Annotated in this window: 11 protein-coding genes; 8 read left to right on the top strand and 3 right to left on the bottom strand. The window is 57.6% G+C overall.

What is annotated here, in order from left to right; translation table 11 throughout:
• Positions 1–470: 470 nt before the first annotated feature.
• Positions 471–2,450, top strand: a complete 1,980-nt coding sequence (locus tag J3U88_RS28480; RefSeq protein ID WP_207862414.1) for a M3 family metallopeptidase — start codon at positions 471–473, stop codon at positions 2,448–2,450.
• Positions 2,451–3,062: 612 nt separating this feature from the next.
• On the opposite strand, the gene J3U88_RS28485 is transcribed toward J3U88_RS28480, so the two are convergent.
• The gene (locus J3U88_RS28485; RefSeq protein WP_207862415.1) at positions 3,063–5,105 is read right to left on the bottom strand and encodes a S9 family peptidase; all 2,043 of its coding nucleotides are present in this window, start codon (positions 5,103–5,105) and stop codon (positions 3,063–3,065) included.
• 157 nt (positions 5,106–5,262) lie between these two features.
• Between J3U88_RS28485 and J3U88_RS28490 the strand changes: the two genes are divergently transcribed.
• The 4 genes from J3U88_RS28490 (at position 5,263) to J3U88_RS28505 (ending at position 9,520) form a co-directional block, all read left to right on the top strand.
• Complete coding sequence (locus J3U88_RS28490) at positions 5,263–6,210, top strand: acyltransferase domain-containing protein (protein ID WP_207862416.1); 948 nt, start codon at positions 5,263–5,265, stop codon at positions 6,208–6,210.
• Between the two features lie 108 nt (positions 6,211–6,318).
• Entirely contained in the window at positions 6,319–7,146 is an 828-nt protein-coding gene (locus J3U88_RS28495) for a 4'-phosphopantetheinyl transferase family protein (RefSeq protein ID WP_207862417.1), read from the top strand.
• Positions 7,147–7,160: 14 nt separating this feature from the next.
• Positions 7,161–7,988 carry a hypothetical protein gene (locus J3U88_RS28500; RefSeq protein ID WP_207862418.1) on the top strand — a complete coding sequence of 276 codons (828 nt, stop codon included), beginning with the start codon at positions 7,161–7,163 and terminating at the stop codon, positions 7,986–7,988.
• On the top strand, positions 7,985–9,520 hold the full coding sequence (locus J3U88_RS28505) for a hypothetical protein (RefSeq protein WP_207862419.1): 1,536 nt from the start codon (positions 7,985–7,987) through the stop codon (positions 9,518–9,520). Before J3U88_RS28500 ends, J3U88_RS28505 begins: the two co-directional genes overlap by 4 nt.
• A gap of 38 nt (positions 9,521–9,558) precedes the next feature.
• On the opposite strand, the gene J3U88_RS28510 is transcribed toward J3U88_RS28505, so the two are convergent.
• Entirely contained in the window at positions 9,559–10,116 is a 558-nt protein-coding gene (locus J3U88_RS28510) for a hypothetical protein (protein WP_207862420.1), read from the bottom strand.
• 276 nt (positions 10,117–10,392) lie between these two features.
• Between J3U88_RS28510 and J3U88_RS28515 the strand changes: the two genes are divergently transcribed.
• From J3U88_RS28515 to J3U88_RS28525, 3 genes are all read left to right on the top strand, one after another.
• A complete protein-coding gene (locus J3U88_RS28515) occupies positions 10,393–10,827 on the top strand; it encodes a hypothetical protein (RefSeq protein ID WP_207862421.1) in 435 nt (144 codons plus the stop codon).
• A gap of 36 nt (positions 10,828–10,863) precedes the next feature.
• Entirely contained in the window at positions 10,864–12,507 is a 1,644-nt protein-coding gene (locus tag J3U88_RS28520; protein ID WP_207862422.1) for an efflux RND transporter periplasmic adaptor subunit, read from the top strand.
• Between the two features lie 77 nt (positions 12,508–12,584).
• On the top strand, positions 12,585–15,674 hold the full coding sequence (locus J3U88_RS28525; protein ID WP_207862423.1) for an efflux RND transporter permease subunit: 3,090 nt from the start codon (positions 12,585–12,587) through the stop codon (positions 15,672–15,674).
• Between the two features lie 2,190 nt (positions 15,675–17,864).
• Here J3U88_RS28525 and J3U88_RS28530 read toward each other — a convergent pair.
• Positions 17,865–21,065 carry a ligand-binding sensor domain-containing protein gene (locus tag J3U88_RS28530; RefSeq protein ID WP_207862424.1) on the bottom strand — a complete coding sequence of 1,067 codons (3,201 nt, stop codon included), beginning with the start codon at positions 21,063–21,065 and terminating at the stop codon, positions 17,865–17,867.
• Between the last annotated feature and the right edge of the window lies 1 nt (position 21,066).

A 21,066-nucleotide genomic window follows, 5' to 3' on the forward strand; every position in this document is an offset into this window, starting at 1 on the left:
GACATCTGAGAAGCAGGTCGTGTAGGGTGCTTTCTTCAGGTTACCTCTCCCCTTTTTAAGGCTTTGATTAACGCGAAAAAATGCCATGGTGGCCGTGCCTGAGCGAGCTTCAGAAAGGCTGGTTTTGCGCTGAATTTTACCCGCTTCATGGCCCTGTGTGTTGTGAGCAGGGGTTTTCGGGCCGTATGGATTGATCAGTGTTGTCCTTTGGTCTGGCGTGAAGCATTTCGCGGGTTGCTTGGGTTAGCGGGCGCGTGGTTTTGGGTTTGCGTCTTGAAAAACAAGACATCTTTTTCAGGTCACCCTCGGTGAGTCGCTGTCTTGTTTGCGGGGTTTAAAAAAAGAAAACCAAAAGTCTTATTATGTCTTGATGTGTTTGTCGGCATGCCGACATCATCCTTTCTTACTGGACCTGGCGAACCATTTGCTACAATAAGCGGCACTTATGACAAATACATTGCGGAGGTCTTATGAATCCCTTTTTCGCGCCCACCCTGGAGCCGATTAATTTTGCCGCGGTTACCCCAGAACGGGTTCAGGAAGCGGCGCAGCGTGTGAAAGATGACGTCCAGGTCGCAAAAGAAGCTATTTTGGCGAGTGCTGATGACGATCAGAATGGCCGCCTCCTGAAACGGGACGATATGAACTTCGCCATTGGTCGGGTGTTGTCCCCGCTTTATTTACTCAACGAAACCCATCCCGACGCGGCGATTCGCGAGGCCTGCCAGGCCGCGGTTCAAGATTTGTTCGCTTTTTTGAACGGTCTGGCCCTGGATGAAGCTTTGTTCCAATCCTTGGCTGCGTTCCAGAAGCGGGTCGATGCCGGTGATGTGTCCCTCGATCCGGTGGCGGCAAGGTTTCTTGAAAAAGAGATGGATCATTATTTAAAGAATGGTTTTGCGCTTTCCGCCGAGGATCGCGCGGTCTTAAAAGAACTCGATGATCAACTCAGCGAGAAAGAGCTGACCTTCAGTAAAAACATCTCGACCGCCAACCCAACGTTGCGTGTTCCTGAGGCGGAACTGGATGGATTACCCGACGATTTCATGGACCGTTATCGAACGGAAGACGGTGATTACGAACTGAATACGCAGTCACCCTGTTACATGCCGGTGATGACTTTTGCCAAATCGTCCTCGCTGCGGGAGCGCCTGTATAAACTGTATACGAACCGCGCTTACCCGGAAAACAATGAGCTTTTGAAGGAAATCCTCATTTTGCGCCAGAAACGAACCAAGCTCTTGGGTCACGATACCTATGCCCAGTACAAGCTGGACAGCGTGATGGCGAAAACGCCCGCCACGGTTTGGGGCTTCTATGAGGACCTGCGCGACAAAATTAAGAAAAAAGCCGAGCAAGATTACGCAAAGCTGTGTGACTTTGCCGGGGTCGACCACATCCCCGTGTGGGATCGAATGTTTGTGACCAATGCTTTGCGTGAGGCGGCGTACCAAATCGACCAAGAGCAGGTCAAACAATATTTCCCGCTCGAAAACACCCTCGCCGGTTTGTTCGGATTGGCGCGGCAACTCTACGGTATCGAGATCAAACGCGACGACGCCTTGCCGGTTTGGCATCCCGAGGTTCGCGGTTACGAGGTGTGCGAGAATGGCAAACGGGTTGGTCTGTTTTATTTGGACTTTCACCCGCGCGAAAACAAATACAGCCACGCGGCCTGTTTCGATATTCAGTCGGGTAAGTTACAGCCGGACGGCCGTTACGCCACCCCGTTTTCTGCTTTGGTTTGCAATTTCACCCCACCCAATGAAACGCGGCCTTCGTTGTTAACCCACCGCGAGGTGGAAACGCTGTTCCACGAATTTGGTCATTTGATGCACCAAATCCTCACCACTTCCCCCATCTCCGGGTTCTCCGGCACCTCGGTGATGCGTGATTTCGTGGAAATGCCGTCGCAGATTATGGAGCATTGGGTCTGGCAAGCGGATTCTTTGGCCAAGCTTTCCCATCATTGGGAAACGGGCGAATCGTTGCCCGAGGATTTAATCAACAAACTGATCGCGGGACGCCATTTGAACTCCGGTATCGACGCCCAGCAGCAAATGTTCTATGGCGCGATTGATATGACGCTGCATGATCGCTACGACGCGGCGGATGATGCGGCGCGGCCCATCACGGAGTTGGTGAAGGAACTGCAGCGGGAATACACGCTGTTTAACCCGGTTCCAGAAAGCCACTTTGAGGCTTCTTTCGGTCACCTGATCGGGTATGCGGCCGGTTATTACGGCTATCTGTGGAGCCGGGTATATGCCGACGATATGTTCTCCCGGTTTGAGCAAACGGGCATTTTCGACCGCGAAACCGGAACAGCGTTGCGTGCCGAGGTTTTGGCCATGGGGAACACCCGCGAGCCGATGGATCTGATCCAAAGCTTCCTGGGTCGCCAACCAAACAGCGATGCCTTCTTAAGCCATTTGGGTTTGGCGCCTTAAGGCGCGCCGCTTTACGACACCACAAAAAATAAGCGCCCTGTGCCGCGTCGGCGGTAGGGCGCTTCTTTTTTGGCGTGCGATGTGTGGCGGGACGGGTCTCTGAAGGGAGCGGTTAAGGTGGCTTGGGAATCCCGAGGCACCTTAAATCTAAATGGGGTAATTCCAAGCGGCCACGGGGCCGGCACTTTCAGCGCCTGCTTTTGGGGAACCGCGGTGGTCCCCTTTTGCCGGCACCTTCAGCGCCTGCGTTTCGGGAACCGCGGTGACCCCCCTTTTGCCGGCACCTTCAGCGCCTGCTTTTGGGGAACCGCGGTGACCCAGGGTAGGTCCCTTTTTCAAAGGGCCCGACCCTTCGCTGCCATAGTTAGTCTTTACAGGACAGCGGGTTGTGGTCCGCCGCCGGCGAACATTTTAAATAAATGGTGGGCCCGGGATGGGGGTGTGTTCGTCCTTCAGGACGAACCGGATCAAGTACCGGCCACCCTTTGCCCTCGATCCCCACCGCTATGTTCGCCTAGGATCCACCATCCCGCCATGTTCGGCGGGGCTGATCCGGCGTGTGCCAAAGGTGCACGCACATCGCCATGCGGGGTTCACGTGCCTTCAGGTGGCTTAGGAGCCGGGTTTTAAGTAGTGGCCCAGCCAATCATGGACTTCCTTCCACCACAGCACCCCGGCCTTGGGTTTGAGGATCCAGTGGTTTTCCTCGGGAAAAACCACCAGGCGCGACGGCACACCCTTGGCGGTTAACACCCCGTGCAAGTTTAGCCCTTGCGTGTAGGGAACGCGGTAGTCCTTTTTCCCGTGGAGGATCAGGGTCGGGGTGTTGAAGTTGGCGGCGTAGCGGCTGGGTGAATACAGGTCGATCCGGTTGGGATCGGTGTGGGGCGCGGCGCCGTAGTTGTTGGCACGACCCCAGGTATAGTCGGAAGCGAACTGGCCCATCAAGTCGTAGACACCGGCGTGGTTAATCAGACAGGCAAAGCGGTCGGTATGCCCCAAAATCCAGGAAACCATGTAACCGCCGTAAGAGCCCCCGGTCGCGGCCATGCGCTGCGCGTCGATATAGCCTTTGCCGATCAAGACATCGGTCGCTTTCATGATGTCTTCAAAAGGTTTTTCGGCGTGGTTGCCCAGAATGGAGGCGGTGAAATCTTTTCCGAAACCGGTCGAACCGTGGAAATTCACCGCGGCGACGACATAACCGGGCGCCGCGAACAGGGCTTGGTTCCAGCGGTAATGGAAGCGGTCCATAAAGGCGCCGTGGGGTCCGCCGTGAATCATGTGAACCAGGGGCCATTTTTTTTCGGCGTCAAAGCCCGGGGGAAAGGCAACAAACATCTGGACCTCGGCGTTGTCGGCTCCTGAAAAGGTCCAGCTTTCAAAATGGCCCAAGTCCAGGCCGGCCATGCGTTCGGCATTGGGATCGGCCAGCAGTTTCGGGGTCTTCTCCCCTTCTTGCAACACCTGCAAGCGGGCGGGGAAACCAATGGATTCTTGGGTAAACACCAGCTTGCCGGCGGCGGCGTGTAGATTGAGGTTGGTGTGTTCGCCGAAAACGGTTTTGACCTTGCCGCCTTTGAGTGGGGCGGAAAAGAGCTGGGTATGACCGTTGAGGCCTGCACTAAAAATCACGGTTTTGCCGTCCTGGGTGAAGGTTACCCCGCCCACGGATTCTTCCCAATCGCGCAGAATGGCTTCGTATTTGCCCGTGGCGAAATCGTAGCGCACGAGCTGCGCACGGTCAGGTGCGATGTTCACTTGCTGGTTGCGTTGGTACAGCAGGGACTTGCCGTCGGGGGTGAAGACGGGCCCGGCGTCAAAAGCCGGGTTGTCGGCGGTGATGGCGGTGAGTTTGTTGGTGTTGAGGTCCAGCACAAACACATCGGCATTGATTTCTTGGAAGTCGGGCCCGCCTTTCATGGCGGTCATGGCGATTTTGGTGCCGTCGGGTGAAAGGTCGAAGCTGTCGCCGGGGCTGAAAAAGGGAAACATTAAATCGTGATCGGTGGTGAGACCCCGCACTTCGCCGGTTGCGACATCCAACACGAACAGATGGTTGCGGGAGCCGTCGGTGAGGTAATGATCCCAGTATCGGTACAACCGAGAGTTAGAAATCTTGGCTTTGGTGGGGTCGTTTTTTTGTTCCTTCAGACGTTTGGCGACGGCCTCGAAATCGTCCTTCAGGTCCGGCCAGGTTTTGGCCATAAACAAGAGGCGTTTGCCGTCGGGGAACCATTGGGCCGCGGACGGGCTAACCGGCAAATTGGTTAAGGGCCGGGCTTCCCCACCATTCATGGGGAGCAGGTGGTATTGGGACGGGCCGTCGCCGCGTTTGGATTTAAACAGAACGGCTCCGCTGTCGGGGCGCCACACCGGGCTGCTGTCGCCGCCTTTGCGCCAGGTCAAGCGGCGCGGTGGCGCGGTGCCGTCGCTGGGGACCAACCAGAGGTCGCTGTCGCGATTATTGGTGTCGGTGCTGAAAACGGTTTGGGTATAAACCACCCAGCGACCGTCGGGCGACAGCTTCGGGGCGCCGATCCGTTCCATGGCCCAGAGGTCCTCCGAGGTCATGGGCCGTTTGGGTTCTTCGGCGAGGGTTAGGCTGAAACAAGCCGCCGCCAGGAGGCATAAAAAAAGGCGTTTAACATTCATGAAACTTCCTTATGGAAAAAGGGTTGAATCTGCAAGGTTCAAATTGACCTGAGTTCCGGTTTAAACTTGGGGCATATTTTAACCCGCAAACAGAAAACGCGTGCGCGGCTCGCGCGGCGTGGAACCAACGCGGTCGATCACCAAGGGAGTTATGGCTATGAAACCAATCGTGTTCATGTATTCGGGTCAGGGTGCCCAGTATTTTCACATGGGAAAAGAATTGTTCGACAAAGAACCGGCCTTTAAGCAGGCCTTGCTGGCCTGCGACGACATCGTCCGCGGCGAAATCGGGACTTCGCTTGTTGATGTGATGTACGATCCCGGCAAAAAGAAATCGGAGCCCTTTGATCGCTTGGAACACACCCATCCCGGCTGTTTCATGATCGGTCACGCCATGGGCCGGCTTCTGCGCAGCAAAGGGATTCAGCCGCAATACGTGATGGGTTACTCGCTGGGTGAATGGAACGCGGCGGTTGACGCGGGCGTGATGGAACTGGGTGCGGTCCTGCGCTCGCTGATCCAACAGGCCAAATTGTTCATGGAAGTTGCGCCCGAGGCCGGAATGACGGCGATTCTTGCCGATCCCGCGATCATGCAAGAACGGCCCGACCTGTTCCAGGACAGCTGGCTGGGCGGGGTGAACTTTCCCAATCACTTTTGCATTACGGCACGGCCGGAGCGGCTGGACCTGATTGAACAAAGACTGACGGCGGAAGACGTGATTTGCCAACGGCTACCGGTCCATCGCGGTTTCCATTCTCCGCTTGTCGAAATGGGCAAAGAGCGCTACCTGGCCAATTGCCCGCCGACCAAGTTCCCGAGCCTGCCCTTTTACAGCGGGGTCGCCGGCGGAAGTGTTGACCTGCCCGATCCGGTGCATTTCTGGCGGGCCTGCCGCGAACCGGTGATGTTTAACCAAACCGCGGCCGCGATGGAACGCCAGGGTGCCATGCGTTATGTGGACCTGGGTCCGTCGGGGACCTTGGCCAACTTCGTAAAGTACGGGCTGAGTCCGCAAAGCCAAAGCGAAACCTTTACGATTTTGACCCCCTTTGGTCGCGAAACCAACATGCTCCAAAAAGCCCTGACCGGTTTACGCGGTTAACCCGCCTTGCTTACAAGGATTCGTCGCAAGAAGCAGAAAGCCTTGTAAGCAATGCGGGCGAATCATGCCCGAGGCGGTGTCGCCGCGACGCCGCGAGAAAGGAACCCGATGTTTTCCCTACCCGTCTCTGAAACCTGGGGCTCGCCGCTCACCTGCGGGCCGGACGAAATACACATTTGGCTGGCGTATTCGGCCGATATCACCGACGCCGATTTGTTGGCCCGCTACAAACGTTGGCTCAACCCGGAAGAAGCCAAAAAACAGCAGCGCTTCTATTTCGAAAAGGACCGCCACCAGTATTTGGTGACCCGTGGTTTTATTCGTTCGCTGTTGACCCGGTACGTGCCGCACATCCAGCCCGCGATGTGGCAGTTTGAAACCAATGAATACGGCCGGCCACATATTAAACCGGACCCCGATATTCCCAAGTTGCACTTCAATATCAGCCACACCAAGGGGTTGGTTGCCATTGCCGTGACCTTTGATCGCGAGATCGGTATCGACGTGGAGACGGTCACCCGTGACGGGGACCAAGTTGGGATTGCCGACCGCTTCTTTTCGGCGGCGGAAGTTGCCGAACTCCATACCTTGCCCCGTGTCCGGCAGAAGGACCGATTCTTTGATTATTGGACCCTCAAAGAGTCTTATATCAAGGCGCGCGGCATGGGGCTTTCGATTCCGCTCGGTGACTTTAGTTTTTTGCTGGGGCCGCCCCCGCAAATCGGCATCGACATTGTCCCGAAACAAAACGACAACCCGGAACGCTGGGCCTTCCGCACCTGGAGGCTCTCGCAAATTCACAAAATGGCGCTGACGGTGGAACGCAAAGCGGGCCGCGGTTTGGATCTGCGCATTCGCGAAACGGTTCCCTTGTCCCACTCGCGTCTGGCGCAACCCGACGTGCTCTACGATTCGTTGCGAAGTGAAACACCTTAAGGAAGAGGAGAAGCATGAACATTCTGCTGTGCTCTGTGCTGACGACACTGCTGGTTGCCGGTGGGGAGCGTCTCCCCTTCCCCGATCAACCCGACATTTATCTGGAGCGTTTTCAAAAACCAGACCGACCGACGCGGGTGTTTTTCCTGGCGCCCCACGAAAACGAACAGGTGGTCAATGACTACCTCGCCAAAAAGGTCCTGAAAGAGGGCGGCTGCTTTTTGATTTTGCGGCAACGTGGGCAACGTCACTTGTTTTTGAAGGTGGGCGATGCCGAATACGAGGTCGATCCCAACCGCATTTTTACCCCGGTCGGGGCCGAAAGCTCCCTGCGCCGTGAGAATCCGGGGCTGAAAGAGCAGCCCGCGCTTTTGGCGCAAGCCGTGGCACGGGCGGTAGCGGTCGGTGATTTTATCAAAAGCCACATGAACGATTTGCGGCGCGGCTCCATCATTATCGCGGTTCACAACAATACCGACGGCTTCGACGACGACGGCAAAGGCGGGGTCGGCACGGTTTCGATGGTGCGTTACCAGAAGAAGCTGGATACCGGCGCGGGTTACATCTTGAAGCTGCACCACGGCACCCACGATGAGGACGACCTCTTTTTCATCACCAAGAAGCGGGATTTCAAGAAACTCAGGCGTTTGGGTTACAACTTGGTGCTGCAACATCCGCGGGTGGCGGTGGATCCCGATGAGGACGATGGCTCGCTGTCGGTCTTGTCGGAAAAACGCGGCCTGCGTTACCTGAACATTGAAGCCCAGCGTCGCGAGGGATGCGACCACCTCGATGTGCAGCAAAAGATGGTCGATCAGGTGTTTCGGTTGGTGCGCCCGTGAATCCCGGGGTGCAGCGGGTTACCGAACAGATTCATCCCTTGACCGAACACCTGGACCAACAAACCCCGGAAGCGGCTTTGGCCTGCCTGTTCCAAGCCGAGCGGGAACTGTACGAGGAACATGCCTGGGGACCCGGGCTTTTGGACCCCGCATTTTTGGCCGATTTAGAACGTTTGGCGGCAAAGATTGCGACCGTAACGGCCGATCCCGAGGGCCGCGTGATTTTCGCCGGGGCCGGGACCAGCGGGCGGCTGGCTTGTTTGGCCGCGACCCAGTGGGCGCGGAACTACGGGTCGCAGGCGGGCAAGGTTCACGGGCTGTTGGCCGGTGGATGGGCCGCCTATTACCACGCCAAGGAAGTGGTCGAAGACAGCGTTGCCGTTGGTCAGGCCGATATCGCACCCTTGCTGGCGGGTCCCGGACCCGTGGTTTACATCGGCATAAGTTGCGGTCTATCAGCGGCTTATGTCGCCGGTCAGCTTGCTTTGTGTCGCCGCCGTGCACATACCACCACGGTTGTTTTGGGGTTTACGCCGCCGGATACCGCTGTCGACCGAACCTTGCCCGGATTGCCGCCCGAAACGGGGTCGATGCGTGCCCTGATCGCGGCTTTGGCGACCGACGCCGATGCCTTTGTGTTAACGCCGATGATTGGCGCGGAACCCATCGCGGGCTCCACCCGCATGAAAGGCGGCAGCGCGACCCGAATCCTTTTGGACGGGCTCGCTTTTCCCGGTCGTATTCGGGCGCGGTTGGCGCAATACCAGGTGTTGCTCCAACAGCTGCAGCGACAATCGCTGGGCGAGGTGGTCGCTTGGGCCGGCGAAACCTTGAAACGCGGCGGATCCTTAACTTATGTGGCGGCCGGTGAGACGGCGCCGATGGCGCTGCTGGACGCCAGCGAGTGTCCGCCGACCTTTGGCGCCCAACCCTTCCAGGTGCAAGCCGTTTGCGCGGGGTTGGCCGAACAGTTGCCCGACTTTGACGGGACCGACCACGATTTGGCCGCCTATCAGCGGCGGGCTCGGGTCGAGGACGGCTTTGTTTGGATGGCGGGCGCGGCAGCTGATCCGGCTTTGGCCGCGTGGCGCAAGGACCTGGCGGCGGATGCGATCCGATCATTGCCCCCCTTCCCTACCCATCTGTTCGATGCAGGTACCCTTATGGGACCCCTCCGCGATCTGTGGTTCAAATGGCAATGCAACGCGCTATCCACCCTGGCTTTTGTGGCCTACGGCAAGGTGCTCGGTAACCGCATGGTCGATTTACGCATCTCCAATCAGAAGTTGTGGCATCGCGGTATCGGCCTAATCGCGGATTTGGCGGTGGTTTCCAGCCAACAGGCGGAGGACGCGCTGCACCGCGCGCTCGGGCAAACAGCCGAAACGCCGCTGGACGACAAAATCCGAGCGGCGGTAAGAAGTGAACGGTTGATTACCCGCGCGGTGTTAACCGCCCGTGGCTGGGATCCCGAGGCGGCCAGGGCCGAAATAGCCCGCGAACCGCGCTTGGTTTCGCTTTTAACCCGTTAACAGTGTCCAGCCTATCCCTGTTCGGCTGGGACGAATCACTACCAATCAAAGTCTTTGCGTTTTATCTTGGCGCGGCGGCCGTCGCGATGATGAAACACCAACCCCTCGGCCAAGGCTCCGGGCTGGAACAGACTTTCGCATTCGCGTAAAAATTCACGTAGCCCATCATAACCACGGGGCACCTCGGCATAAACCGGGGCGTGAAGGTCGAAGGCGACACATCGGTGTTGATCTAGGGCTAAGGGATTGCCTTGAATTTTGGGTCCCAACGCCTCGGCTGAATGTTCGCCGTCCGGCCAGGCAGAGACATCGGTATGTTGGACCGCCTCGAACAGGTAACGATCCGCGGGCGCCTCAGGGTCTGCATCGACGTACCAAGGCTCGAAAATGCCTTGTGCTTTCTGTGTTTTGCCGGGGTTACGTCGTTTCTCGACGCGGACCACCTGACCCGCGCGAACGGTTAATCGAAGGTTGGTGCCATCGAGTTTTTCAGTAGCACGGCCCTCGCCGTCCAAAACCCATTGGCAATCGGGATGGGGCCCTTCCGTGACTTTAAAACGAGCGTCCCGAATAAAAAGAGTGGGTATCTTGCGCATAAATAGCTCCTTTGCGTTTTGGTTTCGAGTCCGTGCACGCAGAGGAGGCGCAAACCTCGCCTGAAATCTAAGGTGGATCCTTGGTGGTGTCAAGCGGCACCGATCAAGGAATCCCAGGCTAACAACGAGGTAGGGTCAATCCATTTTATTTAATCAATTGCGATGCAATACTTTAGCTCTTTTGGCGAAAGTGCAAAAAAAATGGCAACCCGAACCTCCCTGATTGCGTTAGGATGAGGAGTGTCGCATTTGTGACACTTTTTGTGAGGGAACCTGATGATTACCGGCCGCAAACAATCAGCTACCGCCTGGCTCACCATCGCCCTATTGTTTGGGGTGCAGGCTTGGCTGGTCCATCACAAGGCCGCCGATCATCATCACTTAGCCCATGGGGGGCACCACCACGAAACGCGTCTTTTGACCCCGCAAGACCTGCTGCAATGGGCTTTGGCGCAGACAACAGGCACATCCCATTCCCACGATGATCACCCGGTCCACCCAGACGAGGATCACGAGATTACCTCGGCCCCCTTGCGCAAAACGGAACCGGTCTCACTCGGTTTACCGGTTTTATGTCTCGAGCAGCCCCTGTTGTTGGTGGCGCCCGAGCCGCTGCCTTGGGAAACCCTTGTTTCGGATCAAGACGTCCCGCGCCATGGCGTCTCCCCAACCAGGCAGCCCCGCGCCCCGCCCCTGTTTTTTGTTGTCTAAACTGTAAAAACGACATCAAACAGGAGTATGAGTTTCATGGATAAGCTTTTTCTTTCCATGAGCTTGGCTTTGTTTCTGGTCGGATGTAGCCATGTGCCGCACGGTCATCACGCCGGCGCGGATCATCAGGGCCACGACGATCAGGGTCATGCTCATGACGATCACGGACACGGTCACGACACCGTCGTTCGCCAAGTGACGCTGTACAATGAACAGCACGAATTTTTTGTAGAACATCCCCCGCTGGTCGCGGGTCAAGCCGCTGAATTTACCATCCACCTCACCCGTCTGGCGGACTGGCAACCGGAACAAGCGCCGGTCGTGGGGATTCGCCTTTCCCGTGGTGAAGGCGCCGCCGTCGCGGTTCAGGCCGCGCGTGGCGGCCAAGCCGGCATTTACACCGCCGAGGCCACCCCTGCAAGCGCGGGTGCCTGGTCCGTGACCTATTCCCTTGCCGGGGACCCACCCAGCCGCGTAACCCAAAACAAAGTTACCGTTTACGCCGATCAACATGCCGCCGACCACGCGGATGAGGGCGCCGAAAATCAGCCCGCGCTCAACCTGTTTTCACCGCTGAATCAGATGCTGCAAGCGCCGGCCGAGGAAGGCGAAGAGATTGTTTACCTCAAACAGCAACAATGGTTGGCGCCGTTCCGATCAGAGCCGCTGAACCAACGTGTGTTCCGCGAGGCCGTCGAGGCGCCTGCGCAAATCGAGGCGCGTTCCGGGGGCGAAGCGATGATTCACGCCCCCTTGGGTGGAAGGTTGCTGGCCGGAAACACGACCTGGCCGGAATTTGGACGGCGGGTCCAACAAGGCCGTCCCTTGGCCCTCCTGCAACCGCGCTTTCAGGAAGCAGAGGATCCCGCGGCGCTTGAACTGGCCCTGCAACAGGCGCGTCTGGATCATGATTTCGCGGTTAAAGATCTGGCCCGGATAAAAAGGTTACACCGCGAAGGGGTGGCCGCGGTTGAAACCCTGCAACGCGCCGAACTGACCGAGGCCGATCACCGTGCTGAGAAACAGGCCGCGCAACAGCGACAAACCCAGTTCGCGCGCTTACAAGCCGGAAATGACGCCGGCATTGCACGGGGTATTGCGCTTACCGCGCCGATTAGCGGCACCATTGTCGCGGCCCATGCGGTGCAGGGTGCGCTGGTTACGGAGGATGAGGTCCTTTGGCACCTGGTCGATCTCGAACGGGTTTGGCTGACCGTCCAGGTCTCGGAAAGCGAGATCCATCGCGTGCCGGAACAGGCGGTCGCCTGGTTCGTGCCCCCTGGCGGGGATCAAGCGGTGGCGGGGCGTTTGGTGGTGGTCGGTGGTTCGGTCGACCCACGACGGCGCACGGTGCCGGTTATTTTCGAGGTTCCCAACGCGGAAGGTCTTCTCAAAATCGGCATGCATGTCAAAGCTTGGATTGGCACCGGCAACACCACGCGGGGCTGGGCCGTGCCCCATGCCGCGCTCATGGAGGAAGCGGGACAAACCGTGGTGTATGCCCAAATCAACGGTGAAACTTTTTCGCGCCGTGTGGTTCAGGTCGGTCAGCGCGACGGCACCCACGCCCACATCCGCTCCGGCTTGGCTGGTGTCAAACGAATCGTGACCCAAGGGACCTACCAACTGCATTTGGCCGGCAACACCACCGCGGTGCCCGATCACGGCCACGTGCACTAAGGGGGCGCCTTGATTTTGAAAACCAACAAACCATTCGCCCTTCACCTTTGCCTCGAGACAGGTTTCGGGGGTGCGCCGTGATTGACAGCATTATGTGGTGGTCCCTAAAGAACCGCGCGCTGGTGCTTGCCGCCGCCGTGCTCCTGCTCGGCTGGGGTGCCTACCGCGCCCTGACCATGCCCGTCGACGTGTTTCCCGACCTGACGGCTCCCACCGTCACCGTGTTGACCGAGGCCCACGGAATGGCGCCCGAGGAAGTCGAAACCCTGATCACCTTTCCGATTGAAACCGCGCTCAACGGTGCCGCCGGGGTGCGTCGGGTGCGTTCCTCCAGCGGCGTCGGCATTTCCGTGGTGTGGGTCGAGTTTAATTGGGATATGGACATCTTCCGCGCCCGTCAAATTGTGGCCGAAAAGCTCCAATTGGCGCGCGGAGCGTTGCCAAAAGACATCGAACCCCCGGTGATGGCACCGGTTTCGTCGATCATGGGCGAAATCATGTTTATCGCCCTTGCCGGCGAGGACCCGCAAGAACTCAAAACTTTGGCTGATTGGGTCGTGCGACGGCGCTTGCTTGCCGTGCCGGGCGTGTCTCAGGTTGTGCCCATCGGCGGCGATACCAAGCAGTACCAGGTGTTGCTCAACCCGGACCGTCTGCTCGCCTTCAATCTCACGGTAAACGAGGTGGTCGACGCCGTTCGCGGCAGCAACCAAAATACCTCGGCCGGGTTTTACCACGAGGGCGGCCGTGAATACCTCATTCACGGCTGGGGACGGATCCGCGACGCCGCCGACTTGGAACAGGCGCTGGTCACGATGCGCGAGGGTGCGCCGGTTCGGGTGAAAGACCTGGGTTCGGTGCGGCTGGGTGCGGCTTTAAAGCGCGGTGAGGGTGCGCTTAACGGGCGCGCCGCGGTGGTGATCGGTATTCAAAAGCAACCCGACGCCAATACCCTCACCCTGACGGCCGAGCTTGACAGCGTGCTCGACGATATTCAAGGCGGTTTGCCGGAAGGGGTCACCGTGGCCCGCGATATGTTCCGCCAAGCCGATTTCATTGAAGTGGCGGTCGCCAATGTTCGCGATGCATTGCTGGAAGGCGCCCTGTTGGTGGTTTTGGTCATGTTCGTCTTTTTGGTGGACAGCCGTGCGACCACCATCACCGTGATTGCCATTCCCCTCTCCCTTGCCGCCGCGGTGCTGACCCTTCACCTCTTTGGCGCCACCATCAACACCATGACGCTTGGCGGTATGGCGATTGCCATCGGTGCCTTGGTCGACGATGCCGTGATTGACGTGGAAAACGTGGTGCGTCGGCTGCGGGAGAATGCGGCCCGCGAGACACCGGAGCCGATGCTGCGCGTGGTGTTTGAAGCCGGCCGCGAAATCCGCGTTTCCATTGTGTTCGCCACCGTTATTATTGTTTTGGTGTTTCTGCCGTTGTTCTTCTTGAGCGGCGTGGAGGGTCGGCTGCTGCAACCCTTGGGTTTGGCGTACATTGTCTCGCTTGGGGCTTCGCTTGTGACCGCCCTGACCGTGACCCCGGTGCTGTGTTCCCTGTGGTTGACGCGTCGGAAGACGCTTGAACGGGCGCACGACGGCAGGGTGATCGCTTGGCTTAAAGGACTGTATCGTCCGGTTTTGCAACGGCTGCTGCCCGCATGGCGACGGGTCACCTTGCCCGCCTTGCTGTTGACCGTCGCCGCCGTCATCTGGTTAGCAAACACGGGGCGTTCGTTCTTGCCCGATTTCAACGAGGGGACCTTAACCATCAGTGCCGTGACATTGCCAGGGACCTCCTTGGAGGAATCGGACGCCGTTGGGCGCATGGTCGAAACCCTGTTGGCTCGCCACGAGGAGGTGGTTTCGACCGCCCGCCGTACCGGGCGTGCTGAATTAGACGAACACGCCCAAGGCGTGAACGCCTCGGAAATCGACGTGCGATTGCGGCCGACGGAACGTTCGAAGGACGCCTTTTTAGCCGCCTTGCGGGACGACTTCGCCCTCATCCCCGGCACGAACGTCACCATCGGCCAGCCGATCTCCCACCGCATCGACCACATGCTTTCGGGGACCCGCGCCAACATCGCCGTCAAAATCTTCGGTGAGGACTTGCACGCGTTACGGCGATTGGCGCAACAGGTCAAAACCGCGATGGAAGGGGTCGCCGGCGTTGTGGACTTGTCGGTGGAACAGCAGGCCCCGATTCCCTACGTGGCGTTTAACCTCAACCGGGAGGCGATCGCACGGTACGGACTAACCGTTCATGCGGTGAGCGAAACCATCGAAACAGCGTTTGTCGGTCAGGAAGTTTCACGGGTGCTCGAGGGTCGTGCCGCGTTCGATTTGGTGGTTCGTTTGGCCGAGGCACCGCGTGACGATGTGAACCGATTGCGACGACTCACCGTGGTGACGCCGAGCGGGGCCCATGTCCCTTTACACGTTTTGGCCGATATCCGCAAAACCACCGGGGTGAACACCATTAGCCGCGAAAACGTGCAGCGCAAAATCGTGGTGATGTGCAACGTCGCCGGTCGCGATTTAAGCCATGTGGTGGCAGACATCCAGGAGGCGGTAAACCGCGATGTTCAGCGCCCGGTCGGCACCCATATCAGTTATGGCGGTCAGTTCGAAAGCGCGGTTCAAGCCGGCCGTACCCTTTCGTTGCTCGGGGTGGCGGTCATTGCCGGCATATTTTTGTTGTTGTGTTGGTCGCTGGGTACGGTACGGGATGCCTTGCTGGTGATGGTGAACTTGCCGTTCGCCCTGATCGGCGGCGTGGTGGGCGTGTACCTTGGCGGTGGGACCTTGAGTATCGCCGCGGTGATTGGGTTTATTACCTTGTTTGGTATCGCAACTCGCAACGGTATTCTTCTGGTCTCCCACATTCAGCACCTCATGATGATGGAAGGGGTCACCCGTTTGCGAGAGGCCGTGGAACGCGCGGCGTTGGAGCGCCTCGCCCCTATTTTGATGACCGCCCTGAGCGCGGCGTTGGCGCTGGTCCCCCTCGCGATGAAAGCCGGTCAGCCGGGCGGAGAGATCGAGGCGCCGATGGCCGTGGTGATTTTGTGTGGCCTGACCACCTCAACCTTGCTGAATTTGATCGTGGTGCCCGTGCTCTACGCCAGATTCGGCCGCGAACCACGTAAGACATTATCTACCTAAAGGCACGGAGAAAATCATGGCGAACCCATTCAAGACTTTATAGGGTTTCCTGAAGGACAAAAGTCTTACCGGTTCTTTCTGGAGCGCTGAGCAAGACTTTATGTGCGAGGTGGGTAGTCTTGGCCCGTGAGCGGCCTGGGATTCTTCTCAACGAAAACAAAAAGTGCCCTCGCCCCTCTGTTGAAATGCGAGGGCACTTTTCTCGTTATTTATGCAGCAACTCGGACAAGAGTCCCCGGTTCATTGCCCGCGCTTTCCAGGTATTCATTGGGATAAGTGGCAAGACATTCGCGCGAGCCGGCCCCTATTCACCGCGCGGAAACGGCAAGGTGGCACGGTTCCACAACCCTGAGAAACGGAAAACATCCGTTCCCAAACGCCCCTTTCTGGCGCACTTGACCAAGCGTTGTGTGTCTCGTAGTGGAAAAGATGACATCGTGGGCTTGCTCCATCTTCCCTGCTGACAAGCTTGCGGGCAGAGCCGAGAAAGTCGCTGACCGCCAAGAAAGTCGCTGACCGCCAAGAATGATCGTGCGCGGAATCCATCGGCAGGACAAGTTTAAACCTGCTGATTACTCGCGGTGCTCACCCGAATTCGTCGCCAAGCTTTGAAAACGCCGTGAATACATGGGTTACGACCAAGGGCAAACAAGCGGGCCGGACTATTCGTGGGGCGGACCTTTCGCGGGGCGGACCTTTCCGCGTGGCAGCGCACCGGCGAGGCTGTTCAACCGTTGGTTTGCGAAGGTGCCGTCAAGTAACCTACGTAATCGCAGTTGTTTCAACGAAGGAAGAGAACTTTTGCATCAACAATGCGGGAATTTGCCGAGCTGCTTGGGTTCAGCAATGACAGAAGCGTTTTCCAAGAAAACATCGCGATTCGAGAAGGAAAAACCTCCCCAATCAGCATTTACCAAAGAAACACGGGGTTTCCAAAAGGTTGAGCCGCGCCAATCTCGCGCAAGCGCGGACTAAAGTTGAAAGTACTCAGCCGAGGTTGCTCGATTGGACGGTTGTGAATTTTTCCCGACGCGGTCCTTGATACAAATAATAAGGTGGGAAAAACTATGGAGGCCGGGGGAAATTGTTCGTGGGCCACCCACCCGTCGGCCGTATGGTTCCTCGGCGGGTTGGGCCCACCTGGGTCAAGGATGCGCGGCGAGATTCCAGCCGGGTAGCGAGGGCCGTAGTTATCGGCTTCTTGTAATTAACGCTGTTTCTGCTGTTGCCTAGGCCCGCCCACTGAAACGCCTTTTCACGCTTGGGCTGTGCACACTGCCGCCCGCGGACCTCAATCCCAACAGTATTTTTTCTCCTCAAAAGCCTTTCACAAAAAGAAGGTTTTTGAGGGGGCAATGCCCCAGCTGAACACGGCTGTTGCAGCGGCCGCTAGGCCGGAGGATGCCCGGTTCAAAAAAGAAAACGGTGGCACCCGAGATTCCCCTTTACCGTCAAGCCCAGAGCCCAACATCTCGGCATACCACGGAAGCCAACGCCGCGAGAGGCACAACGCTTAGGAAGCGCTGATGCGTGGCGTTTTCCGGAAAACCTCTGGACTGCAACGGCACGTAACAATGCTCAGGGCCCACGGGGGCGGCTGGCAGCCTTACGCCAAGCGCTTTCGCTCCAGATTGTTACCGAAAATCCCTCGCGCCGGCCCTGTTTAGGTTACGAGATGAGTATTCGTCCCGTTGCGAGCAGCCGGCAGGCGGCATCTGGTATTAGCTCACTATGTTCAAGGAATTCTTCCGTGGGGGAACCCATGCAATTACGAGGGTTTGCCTTCCGCGGGGCGCCCGGTCGCCTTACCTGGTCGAGCTGCCTTCGCCTCAGCTGCTACGCCGATAGGTCGGACCCCGATAGGTCGGACCCCGATAGGTCGGAGCAGCGAAAGATCGGCCCCGCAAAAGATCGGCCCCGCGAATGGACGGCCCCGCGAATGGTCGAAGCCCTGTGCCGTGGCTTGGTCGTAATCTTCGTACTCATAAGGCTTTCAGCTTCTCGCGACGTATTCTTTGCAAGGAAAGCGGGTTTGGCGTGGCTTTCCGACCGCGGATGGCCGCCGCCTAAGCTGCCTGAAGCAGGAATGTTTGCTTGTCGTGCCGGCTCACCCGAAACCAGCGAACCGATATCCCGTCAGCCAACACCTCGTCGAGGGATTCCTCGCCGGCGGCGCCGGCTGATCCCAATCTAGCGAACCGATATCCCGTTGGCCAACACCTCGTCGAGGGATTCCTCGCTCTCGTGGGACTTGAATTCTGAAAAGTGGATAATACGCTCGCCTTGCCGGCCCAATCCGTCGCCCGGTGCTTCCGCGGGCAACTGAAACGTAAAAGTGGAGCCCTTGCCAAAATCACTGGCCACCGAGATGTCACCGCCCATCAGCCGGCAGAAATACCGACTGATGTACAAACCCAACCCGGTGCCGCCATAGCGGTTGTGGTCTTCGATCTGTGAAAACTCGCGGAACAGTTTGTTCATTTTTTCCGCTTTCATCCCAATACCGGTATCGCGCACCGAAAAAATGAGCCAATCACCGCCCGGCTGTGTCTCGCGTTTGACAGAGACGGTGAGCGAACCGGCCTCGGTGAACTTATTGGCGTTGGTCACCAAATTAAGCAAGACACCGTGTAGTTTGGTCATGTCGGATCGCATTTTTCCAAGACATTCGGGTTCAAAAACGGTCGTAAGACTATTGTTGTTTTTTGCCAATACTGGACGAATGTGATCCAAGACATTGTCGACCAACTGCTGGACATCAAAGGTTTCTACAAACAGATCCACTTTTCCCGATTCAATTTTGGTTAGGTCGAGGATGTTGTTCACCAGGGAGAGCTGGTACTGCGCGGCCGATTTGATGCGACCCACATCCACCATCGCATCGTCGACCACGTCCAAGGCATTGACTGCATCCTCGAATTCTTCTTCGATGAGTTCGCTATACCCGATGATGGCGTTGAGCGGGGTGCGCAATTCGTGGCTCATGTGCGCCAAAAAGGCACTTTTGGCACGGCTGGCTTCGACGGCCATTTTTTGCTGTTCCGTCAGCAACTCAACCCTGGCGCGTTGGCGTTCCTGCTCGCGCTGATGGTGGATGAACAGCACCAATAAACCCAGAAACAGCAGGACGTACAGCGTGACGGCCATACCCGATAAATAATAGGGTGGCGAAATGCGGATTTTGACCGCGACTTCGTTGTTGTTCCAAATCCCGTCGTGGTTGGATGCTCTGACCTTGAGGGTGTACTCCCCCGGTGGAAGATTTGAGTAAGAAGCAAAACGGCGCGTGGTTTCTTGCCGATAGCCGCTTTCGAAGCCCTCTAGGAAATGTTGGTATTTGTTCAGCTCTGGTCGGGTGTAATCCAAAGCGGCAAACTCAATGGAAACAAAATTCTCGTCATGGCGCAGATCCAGCGCGTCGCCGTCATACAGACGTTTTTCGTATGGCACATCGTTGATTTTCACACCCGCGATGACCACCGGCGCAATGAACCCGTCGTCGGAGATGCGATTCGGGTAAAACTGATCGACCCCCAGAATACCGCCCGCATAGATCCAGCCGTGCTTGCTTTTGTGGATGGCGTTTTGGGCGAATTGGGTATTGCGCAAACCGTCGACCACATCGAAATGGCGAAACTCTTCCCCGACCGGATCGAAACGGGACAATCCGCGATTGGTGGTCAACCAAATATAACCGCGGCTGTCACCGCTTACCGCGTTCACCGTACCACGTGGAATGCCCTGTTCTTCACGCCAGTTCCGCACGGCCCCGGTTTCTTTGTCAATGCGAACCAGCCCACCCCCACGCGTCCCCAGCCACCAGGCATCATCGTCGTCATAGAAGGAGTACACGGTGCGCGCGGGAATCCGCACGTCGCCAAAGTCGCGGCTGTAGATCAGGGTGTTTTCGTCGATGGGATCGTAACGCATGGCGCCGTTGGTACCCCCAAACCAGAGCCAACCCTCGCGGTCCTCGTAAATCGAATAGTAACGGTTGCGGTCATTCAACCGCTGAAAGCTCGGCTGAGGATGGGTAAACTGCGAAAAGTTGGTGCCGTCGCCGCGGTAAATGCCGTGGTCTCCTGCGAGCCAGGTTCGGCCGGAGGGTTCTTGGTGGATGCCGTGGACGGCAATGTGGGGGATGTCCGGGTCAATCTCAACCCGAACAAAGGTGTCGGTTTCCGCGTCCAGCACGGCCACCCCGTAATCACTGCCCACCCATATGCGATTGCGCCGATCACAGTGCACGGAGAGTAAATCGTTCAAAAGGGGGCCGTTCACTGGATCGTCGGGGTCCGACCGGTAATGGGTATAGGTGTCGGTGACGGGATTGTAGCGGTCGATGCCGCCCGAGTAAGAGGCGATCCACAAACGATCCTGCTGATCCGTGGTCACGCCGCGAATGTTCCCGAAGGTTAATGAATTCAGCTTACGAGGATCGTGGAACAGGTTGCGAAACTTGCGCGGGCGCAGGTTGAGTTGGTTGATGCCGCCGCCTTTGGTTCCAACCCATAGATTACCGGAGGTATCCTCGAAAATTTCGTGGACGTCGTGGTGGCTCAGCGAATAAGGATTCACCGGATTGGATTGGTATTCGACCAAAAGATTGCGGTCGCTGTTGTAGAGGTGAAGGCCGCCAAACTTGCTGCCCGCCCAAATACGACTATGGTGGTCGAGGAACAACGAGGTGACGGTATACTGATTTGGCTGGTTGGGCCCCACCTCGGGACGCGGAATCTCGGTGAGTTGCCCGGTTTCGCGGTTGCGTACCGCCAGATACTGGTTACTGCCAATCCATAAGTTACCGCGCTGGTCGAGAAGTAAGCTGCGGACCTCGCGCTGGAAATCCAAGCGATCGTCCGGGTCTTGGATGGTGGTAAAGGTATTGCTGATGCGATCATAAAGCGAGAGGCCGCGGTCCGTGCCAATCCACACTTTATCGGGCCCGTCCCTTTGGATCGCCCAAACGCGAGGGCCTGGCAAAAGCGCTGGATCAAAACGTGTTATGAGGTTATTTCGGTAGTTGAGGAGATTGATGCCGTCACCAACGGTTCCAATCCAAAATGCGCCGTCACCGGCAGGCTCAAATACCTGAAGTTTGTCGCTGGAAAGGCTGTTCAAGTTCGTGGGATCGTGCCGAAAGGTCTCAAAGGTTTCACTTTCTGGATGGTACACATTCATACCACCGCGCCAGGTGGCGATCCATAACCGACCGTCTTCATCTAATTCGAGATGACTGATGTTGTCGTCGCTGAGGCCGCCCTTCTTGCCCGGCTGATGGTAGAAGGTCCGAAAGCGATAACCGTCAAAGCGATTTAACCCGTGCAAGGTACCGAACCAAAGAAATCCCTCTCGGTCCTGGCAAATCGACCAAACGTAATTGTGAGACAAC

It is taken from the genome of Acanthopleuribacter pedis, from assembly GCF_017377855.1.
GTDB lineage: Bacteria > Acidobacteriota > Holophagae > Acanthopleuribacterales > Acanthopleuribacteraceae > Acanthopleuribacter > Acanthopleuribacter pedis.